We start from the raw sequence: 7666 nt of genomic DNA on the forward strand, positions 1-7666 counted from the left end.
AAAATCAACAAAAAAGTAATTATTAACTAGATTTCGGTTAATTCAACCATGCATCGCAACATGGTTATTGCGATGCAGCATTTCTCCCAAAACGGGAAAATCTCATTTGAAAATCACGATCTCGTCTGCGCGACTGACATTGAACGAATAGCGCGCCTTTTCGTCGAGCATGTCCTTCTCGAGGGAGCCGTCACTCATCAGTGACACCTGTCTCTCAAGGTCCTCGCGGGTCTTCACGAGTTGGGCAAGCTCCGCCTCGCGCTCGATACGGCGACGCTCGAATTCCTTGGTCGCGTTGAGGCCGAGTTCGCCATGAATGGAATGGTAGCCGAAATAACTGCAGAAAGCGATTGTGAGTATGGGCGTGATGAGACGGCCCCAATGCCGCCGCTTATGATGTTTGGTCCACATGACATGCCTTTGACGCAAAACGACAAAGCGCAGTGTGACGCAAATTCTTTAACCGAGCGTTTAGCATAAATCGCCGCAAGCCTGAAAATGCAAAGGCCGGCGCGGAAATCTCCGCGCCGGCCCTTTTCGTCGAAGGCGTCAGCCTGATCAGCGCTTGAGGATCGAACGACCGGCGAAGATCGCGGCCGAGCCGAGTTCCTGCTCGATGCGGATCAGCTGGTTGTACTTGGCGGTGCGGTCCGAACGGGCCAGCGAACCGGTCTTGATCTGACCGCAATTGGTGGCGACGGCGAGATCGGCGATGGTCGAATCTTCGGTTTCACCCGAACGGTGCGACATCACGGCGGTGTAGCCGGCCTTGTGGGCCGTTTCGACGGCGTCGAGCGTCTCGGTGAGCGAGCCGATCTGATTGACCTTGACGAGGATGGAGTTCGCCACCTTCTTCTCGATGCCGGTGCGCAGGCGGGTCGAGTTGGTCACGAACAGGTCGTCGCCGACCAGCTGGCACTTGGAGCCGACCAAGTCGGTCAGGATCTTCCAGCCTTCCCAATCGTCTTCGGCCATGCCGTCTTCCACCGAGATGATCGGGTAGTTGTTGACGAGTTCGGCCAGATAGGCGGCCATTTCAGCCGGCTCGCGCACCTTGCCTTCGCCATGCATGTCGTATTTGCCGTCCTTGAAGAATTCGGTCGAGGCGCAGTCGAGCGCCAGGAACATGTCTTCGCCCGGGCGGTAGCCGGCCTTTTCAATCGACTTCATCACGAAGTCGAGCGCGGCGGGAGCAGATGCGAGGTTCGGGGCAAAGCCGCCTTCATCGCCGACATTGGTGTTGTGGCCCTGCGACGACAGTTCCTTCTTGAGCGTATGGAACACTTCCGAACCCATGCGCACGGCGTCCTTCAGCGATTCGGCGCCGACGGGCATGATCATGAATTCCTGGAAGTCGATCGGATTGTCGGCATGAGCGCCGCCATTGATGATGTTCATCATCGGCACGGGCAGCGCGCGGGCGTTGACGCCGCCGACATAACGATAGAGCGGCAGGCCGGAGGCGAGCGCCGCGGCCTTGGCGACGGCGAGCGAGACGCCGAGGATGGCGTTGGCGCCGAGGCGGCCCTTGTTGGGCGTGCCGTCGAGTTCGATCATCGCCATGTCGATTTCGACCTGGTCTTCGGCGTCCATGCCGCTGATCGCGTCGAAGATCTCGGTGTTGACGGCTTCGACGGCCTTTTCGACGCCCTTGCCGAGATAGCGCTTGCCGCCGTCGCGGAGTTCGACCGCTTCATGCGCGCCGGTGGAGGCGCCCGACGGAACCGCGGCGCGACCGAGGCTGCCGTCCTCCAGGAGCACATCGACTTCCACGGTGGGATTGCCGCGGCTGTCGAGAATTTCCCGAGCCAGAATGTCAACGATAGCGGTCATATGCTCTTCCTTGCGTTTATGAGGTTGAGAGAGTGTTTCCGGTTCCCTGCATTATCCCGTTTCTGCAAAAAAACAATGGCGGGCGCAACCTGAAACGATTTAATTCGAGGCCGTATCAAAGCGGCGCAGGCATGGATTCCTGCGGGTGCGGTATCGCGATCTCGACCCCAGAGCACATTATAAAATTCTCACAAAACCATTGAGGGCGTAATATGCATATTGTCAAAAATAATACCGCAAGGCGAGGGATTTATTAACCATTCCGTAAGTCGCACATATCAATATTTTGCCTTGAGTTTAAGTTTTATGCGCGGCAGTAAAGCCGACGCATGGTTTCCGGGGGATTTCATGCGCATGACAATTTCCAGGCTTTTGGTGCTCTTCGGAGCGCTTGTTACGGCCGGACTGATTTTTTCGACAGGCATTCAGCATTTTGCGCTCGAACATCTCAAGGTTCGGGGGCCCGAATATGAGCAAATCGTCTACGGCAAGGATTTGATCGCGGATATTCTTCCGCCTCCCTTGTTCGTGGTCGAGTCCTACATGCTCGCCACCGAAGGCATGTACCATCCGGAGCGGGGGCCGCAAAATCTCGAAAAAATCATGGCTTTGCAGAAGGATTACGTCGCGCGGCGGGATTACTGGCGGCAGTCCGGCCTGCCGGCCGAGATCAAGACGAAGCTGGAAAACAAAGTCATGGCGACCGGCGACAAGTTCTGGCGCATCATCGATGACAACATCAAGAGCGCGTTCAAATCTTCGGATCCGGATGTTCGCATGGCGGCGCTCGATGCGCTGATGGACGCTTTCTACATTCACCGTGCTGCCGTGGCGGAAGTGGTGGACGCCTCAAACGCCTTCCTCGCCAAGTCAGAAGCCAACGCCGACAAGAGCTCCGTCCAGCTGACCACCCTGGCCTTGTCTTCCGCCGGCGGGTCGATCCTGTTGTTTCTTGCCGGGCTCTGGGTGCTGAGATCGCGGGCGATCAAGCCGCTCGATGCGATGAAAAGCTATATGGGCGTGCTCGCCACAGGCGACTACAGCAGGGAGGTTCCCTTTGCATCCCGCGCCGACGAGATCGGCGCCATGGCGCAATCGGTCGCAATCTTCCGCCAGAATGCCATCGAGCGCCAGCAGCAGCGCAAATACAATGAGGCGGCGAAAATCGCCGAGCTCGAGCGTGATCGCCAGGACGTGGCCGCCAAGGAGATCGAAGACGCCAAGCGTCGGCATGTCATCTCGAAATTGACCGAGGGCCTGGAGAAGCTTTCAGGCGGCGATCTCGGTTACCGCATCGATGAACCCTTTGCCGAGGCTTATGAAAATCTCCGCCAGGCCTTCAACGCCAGCGGCGCCGCTTTGTCGGAATCGATGACGCGGATTTCGACGATCACGTCCGTCGTCCGCGACAGCACCGGGGAAATTTCCTCGGCCACCGAACAATTGGCCAAGCGCACCGAACAGCAGGCTTCGACGATCGAGGAGACCGCCGCCGCCCTGTCGCAGATCACCACCACAGTCCGCACGGCGTCGGAACAAACGCGACAGGCGGGCGTATTGATGACCGAGACAGCACAGTCGACGGAACGCTCCTCGGCAATCGTACAGGAAGCGATCACGGCGATGGAGGGCATTGCGGGATCATCGCGCCAGATCGGCCAGATCATCAATGTCATCGATGAAATTGCCTTCCAGACAAATCTTCTGGCGTTGAACGCCGGCGTCGAGGCCGCCCGCGCCGGCGAAGCGGGCAAGGGATTTGCCGTGGTCGCGCAGGAGGTTCGCGAACTCGCTTCGCGCTCGGCGAATGCGGCCAAGGAAATCAAGGCGCTGATCTCGACATCCGCCGCACAGGTTTCCAACGGGGTGGCGCTGGTCAACAAGACCGGAGAGGTGCTCGTCGACATCGACAGCCGCGTGCGCAACGTGTCGACCCTCATCAACGGTCTCAGCGTATCCTCTGGCGAACAGGCCAATGCGGTGAATGAAATCGAGCAATCGATGAGCCTGCTCGACCAGACGACGCAGCAGAATGCGGCGATGGTGGAAGAAACAAGCGCCGCCTGTCACGCCCTCTACAAGGAGACCGAAAGCCTTGGCGGCGTGGTGGGTGCGTTCAGGCTGGGCAATAGCGCAGCGAACAACGCCCAGAGCGCGCCTGTACGACCAATCGGGGTCCAGACGCCCATGCGGCCGACAGCGGCCCCCAGCGCAACGCGCGCTGCGCGCCCCTCGCCGGCTCGCGCTCTCGGCGCCAGGATCGCCAGCGCATTCACCGCCAAGCCAGCCGCCCAACCGGCCGGCGGCGCCTGGGAAGAGTTCTGACCGCTGCGCCGGCTTACCGAGCGAAGTGTATCTTGGCCAGGAGGCCCGCGCATCGCTGCGCGGGCCTCCTGCTTTGACCATTAGGCATAAGTGCCGCGCAACTCAGCTCTTGGCGAGCGCATCCAGCGCAAGCAGCTTTTCCAGCAGCGCCGGCATATCCTTCAGATAAACCATGTTCGGGCCGTCCGACGGCGCATTGTCGGGATCCTGATGGGTTTCCATGAATACGCCGGCCACGCCGACCGCGACGGCCGCGCGCGCGAGCACCGGCACCATCGCCCTGTCACCACCCGTTGACGCGCCCTGACCGCCCGGCTGCTGCACCGAATGGGTGGCGTCGAAGATCACCGGCGCGCCCATGGCCGCCATGATCGGCAGCGATCGCATGTCCGAAACCAGCGTGTTGTATCCGAAGGATGCGCCGCGCTCGCAGAGCAGCGCATTCGGATTGCCGCTGCCATTGATCTTCGCCAGCACATTCTTCATGTCCCAGGGAGCCAGGAACTGGCCTTTCTTGACATTGATGGCGCGGCCGGTCTTGGCGGCGGCGACCAGCAGATCGGTCTGACGGCACAGGAAGGCCGGGATCTGCAGAATATCGACCGTCGGCGCAACCAGAGCGCACTGCTCTTCGGTATGGATGTCGGTCAGCACGGGAAAGCCATACTCGGCCTTGAGATCGGCGAAGACCTCCATGGCCTTTTCCAGCCCGATGCCGCGCTTGCCGGTGAGTGAGGTGCGGTTGGCCTTATCGAAGGACGACTTGTAGACAAGGTCGAAACCCAGTTGATCGGCGAGCTCGACCAAGGTTCCGGCGATCATGAAGGCGTGGTCGCGGCTCTCCATTTGGCAGGGGCCGGCAATGATCGACAGGCGACCGGAATTTGAAAACGAAACCTTGCGGGAGCCCTCGCCCACCGTCACGGTGCTGTTGTTTGTGGTCACAGGTTCATACCTCCGAAAATGCGAAGGCCACGCCCTGACCCGCGACCGGCGGAACAAGCAGCATGGCTCCGTTCATGAAATGATCGATCCCCGCCATAGCAAGTTTGGCGCGGAGACCGACCATCGATGTCACTGCGAAAACGATGAGACGGCCGGTTACGCCGGTCTCTTCCCGCAATTCGAGCCCATAGGTGTCGGCAAGCGCCGCTGGCGTCAAGACATGAATGCGATCTCGTTCAGATCGGGCGCCGGCATCAGACCCCATAGCCATCGTTTCGCCATCTGCCGCAACCGTCAAAAGACTGTGGATGCGGCCCGGCTCATCAGCAACGAGCACGACCGCCTGAATGCCGACGACGCCATTAGGATGCTCCACCAGCGCAGTGCGATCGGCGGGGAGAATGTTGATCCGCTGACAGGTGAAGACAAAGATATCGCTTGCGCTGCCCGTTTCGCCGAACGCCAGCCGAAAGCTCGCATTCAGGCGCTGACCGTCGGGAAAAACCAACAGCCGGGAGAAATCCAGCATCTCGCCGGCGGAGCAACCGGCGGCAACGAACCGGGCGTGGTCGCCCTGTGCGTCGTCAGAACCGAACACAACAGCCGAGAGCCCTTCACCCCCATGATTTGCCCGGAAACCCTGGTCGCCGAGCACGAACCGATTGCCAGCTAGAGAAGCCGCGTCATAGGCGCATCTGTCTCCGATCATCAAAGGCTCTATGAATGTGTTATCGGCGAAATAGACGCAGCAATTTTCCGTACCGAATGGATGCAGGCCATTGGCGGCGACCGAGAAGCCGAGCGTAGACAACCGAGCTCGCGCGACTGATAGATCGGCGACCGGCAAGACGAGATGATCGAGAGGGCTCATGCGCAAGGCCTTTCCGTTAACGAGCCTTTCGCATGTTTCCGCCTTTTCCGGCAAGCCGATTTGCTCCTCAGCTCCAATGTTGGAATCAAACCTGCCGAGCCGCCGGTGAAGAAACGGCGAGACTGGAACCGGTCGCCGCGGGCGCAGCCGACAGTTGGAATATCTCCATTTTAGACCGGCGCGCCATATCAAGTTGGAGACCGGCCGCGCCAATGTGATGCCCAGCAAGATGTCCCTTGTATCGCGATTGCGCGGCAGCCAGACCATTCCAGACACTGTTATGCATGGCTATGCATGGCGTCGAGCCACGGTTTCGCTCAGAGGGGACGTTTTGCAGTTCTCGCATGTCGCGCGAACGATTGGCTGATACGCATCGAAAGCTCGCGGCAGGCACCGCGGTGACACAGCGAGCATCGCAGCCATTCCAACATAATGTTCGCGACTCCAATAGCAGCCGGAAGTCAAAAGCCATCCCGCCCACCCCCGAGCGAACGTTGAAAACGCTTGCGGAACATAAAAAGAACAGATACCGTCTGTTCCAGATTTGTTTCATTCGCGATTCTCCGGGGGGCGCCGATGCTGACCAGAAAACAACAGGAATTACTGCTGTTCATTCACGAGCGAATGAAGGAGTCAGGCGTGCCGCCGTCTTTCGACGAAATGAAGGATGCGCTGGACCTCGCCTCGAAATCCGGCATCCATCGCCTGATCACCGCGCTCGAGGAGAGAGGCTTCATCCGTCGTCTGCCGAACCGGGCGCGCGCGCTCGAAGTGATCAAGCTGCCGGAGGCCTATTCTCCCAGTCTCAAGCCGCCGGTCACCCGCGGTTTTTCCCCCAGCGTCATCGAGGGATCGCTCGGCAAGCCCCAGCCGCAGCCCGCGCCCAAGGCAGCCGCCAATGACGACGCGGGATCGAGCGTCAATGTTCCGGTGATGGGCCGCATCGCGGCCGGCGTGCCGATTTCGGCGATCCAGAACAACACCCACGAGATCGCCGTGCCGATGACCATGCTCGGCTCCGGGGAACATTACGCGCTGGAGGTGAAGGGCGACTCGATGATCGAGGCCGGCATTCTCGACGGCGACACCGTCATCATCCGCAACGGTTCGACGGCCAGCCCGGGCGATATCGTCGTGGCGCTGGTCGACGATGAGGAAGCCACGCTGAAGCGCTTCCGCCGCAAGGGCGCATCAATCGCGCTCGAGGCTGCCAACCCCGCTTATGAGACCCGCATCTTCGGACCAGACAGGGTCAAGATCCAGGGCAAGCTGGTGGGTCTCATCCGCCGTTATCATTGATGGAGCCGGGCTTGGTCCCGGCTTTCATTTTTCCGGCCGTTAGCCATATCGGGCCGGCGTTTTTCGGAACCGTTGCAGTTTGTCGCGCATTTAAATATGCAAACTGTCGCGCGGCCTTCGCCAGGACAGCGAAGCCGCGTGACCGTCGTTTCAGGCTCGCATATTTTTGAGGACGCGGGTTTGGACATTTTACCGCCAGAATCCCTGCTTAGCGGCTCTGGCGGCGCAATCGCGCCATCACACTGTTTCCAGGGGAGACTTCATTGAGCGACAACAAGAAGAAGGTAGCGCTGATCACCGGCATCACCGGGCAGGACGGAGCCTATCTCGCCGAACTCTTGCTGAGCAAGGGCTATATCGTCCATGGCATCAAGCGCCGCTCCTCCTCCTTCA

General features: G+C 59.8%; 7 protein-coding genes. 3 read left to right on the top strand and 4 right to left on the bottom strand.

The window, feature by feature from the left end:
- Positions 1-102: 102 nt before the first annotated feature.
- Both E8Q41_RS01280 and eno read right to left on the bottom strand, forming a co-directional pair.
- Positions 103-411: a septum formation initiator family protein gene (locus tag E8Q41_RS01280; RefSeq protein ID WP_137153680.1), complete on the bottom strand. Its 309-nt coding sequence runs from the start codon at positions 409-411 to the stop codon at positions 103-105.
- Positions 412-558: 147 nt separating this feature from the next.
- Positions 559-1833 (bottom strand): phosphopyruvate hydratase, encoded by a 1275-nt coding sequence (eno, locus tag E8Q41_RS01285; RefSeq protein ID WP_137153681.1) that lies wholly within the window; start codon positions 1831-1833, stop codon positions 559-561.
- Between the two features lie 348 nt (positions 1834-2181).
- On the opposite strand from eno, the gene E8Q41_RS01290 reads away from it, so the two are divergent.
- A complete protein-coding gene (locus E8Q41_RS01290) occupies positions 2182-4158 on the top strand; it encodes a methyl-accepting chemotaxis protein (RefSeq protein ID WP_137153682.1) in 1977 nt (658 codons plus the stop codon).
- Positions 4159-4260: 102 nt separating this feature from the next.
- Here the strand turns inward: E8Q41_RS01290 and kdsA are convergent, their stop codons facing one another.
- Together kdsA and E8Q41_RS01300 are read right to left on the bottom strand one after the other, a co-directional pair.
- Positions 4261-5103 (bottom strand): 3-deoxy-8-phosphooctulonate synthase, encoded by an 843-nt coding sequence (kdsA, locus tag E8Q41_RS01295; RefSeq protein WP_137153683.1) that lies wholly within the window; start codon positions 5101-5103, stop codon positions 4261-4263.
- 4 nt (positions 5104-5107) lie between these two features.
- A complete protein-coding gene (locus E8Q41_RS01300) occupies positions 5108-6241 on the bottom strand; it encodes a VOC family protein (RefSeq protein WP_137153684.1) in 1134 nt (377 codons plus the stop codon).
- 309 nt (positions 6242-6550) lie between these two features.
- On the opposite strand from E8Q41_RS01300, the gene lexA reads away from it, so the two are divergent.
- The gene (gene lexA, locus E8Q41_RS01305) at positions 6551-7273 is read left to right on the top strand and encodes a transcriptional repressor LexA (RefSeq protein WP_137153685.1); all 723 of its coding nucleotides are present in this window, start codon (positions 6551-6553) and stop codon (positions 7271-7273) included.
- A gap of 242 nt (positions 7274-7515) precedes the next feature.
- On the top strand, positions 7516-7666 hold a 151-nt coding region (locus tag E8Q41_RS01310; protein WP_137153700.1), incomplete at its 3' end, for a GDP-mannose 4,6-dehydratase.

It is taken from the genome of Rhizobium sp. FKL33 (assembly GCF_005222915.1).
Classification (GTDB): Bacteria; Pseudomonadota; Alphaproteobacteria; order Rhizobiales; family Rhizobiaceae; genus Rhizobium_E.

Coding starts and splice junctions, on each gene's coding strand:
- E8Q41_RS01280 (WP_137153680.1), bottom strand. CDS start 411: ATGTGGACCAAACATCATAAGCGGCGGCATTGGGGCCGTCTCATCACG.
- eno (WP_137153681.1), bottom strand. CDS start 1,833: ATGACCGCTATCGTTGACATTCTGGCTCGGGAAATTCTCGACAGCCGC.
- E8Q41_RS01290 (WP_137153682.1), top strand. CDS start 2,182: ATGCGCATGACAATTTCCAGGCTTTTGGTGCTCTTCGGAGCGCTTGTT.
- E8Q41_RS01300 (WP_137153684.1), bottom strand. CDS start 6,241: ATGGTCTGGCTGCCGCGCAATCGCGATACAAGGGACATCTTGCTGGGC.
- lexA (WP_137153685.1), top strand. CDS start 6,551: ATGCTGACCAGAAAACAACAGGAATTACTGCTGTTCATTCACGAGCGA.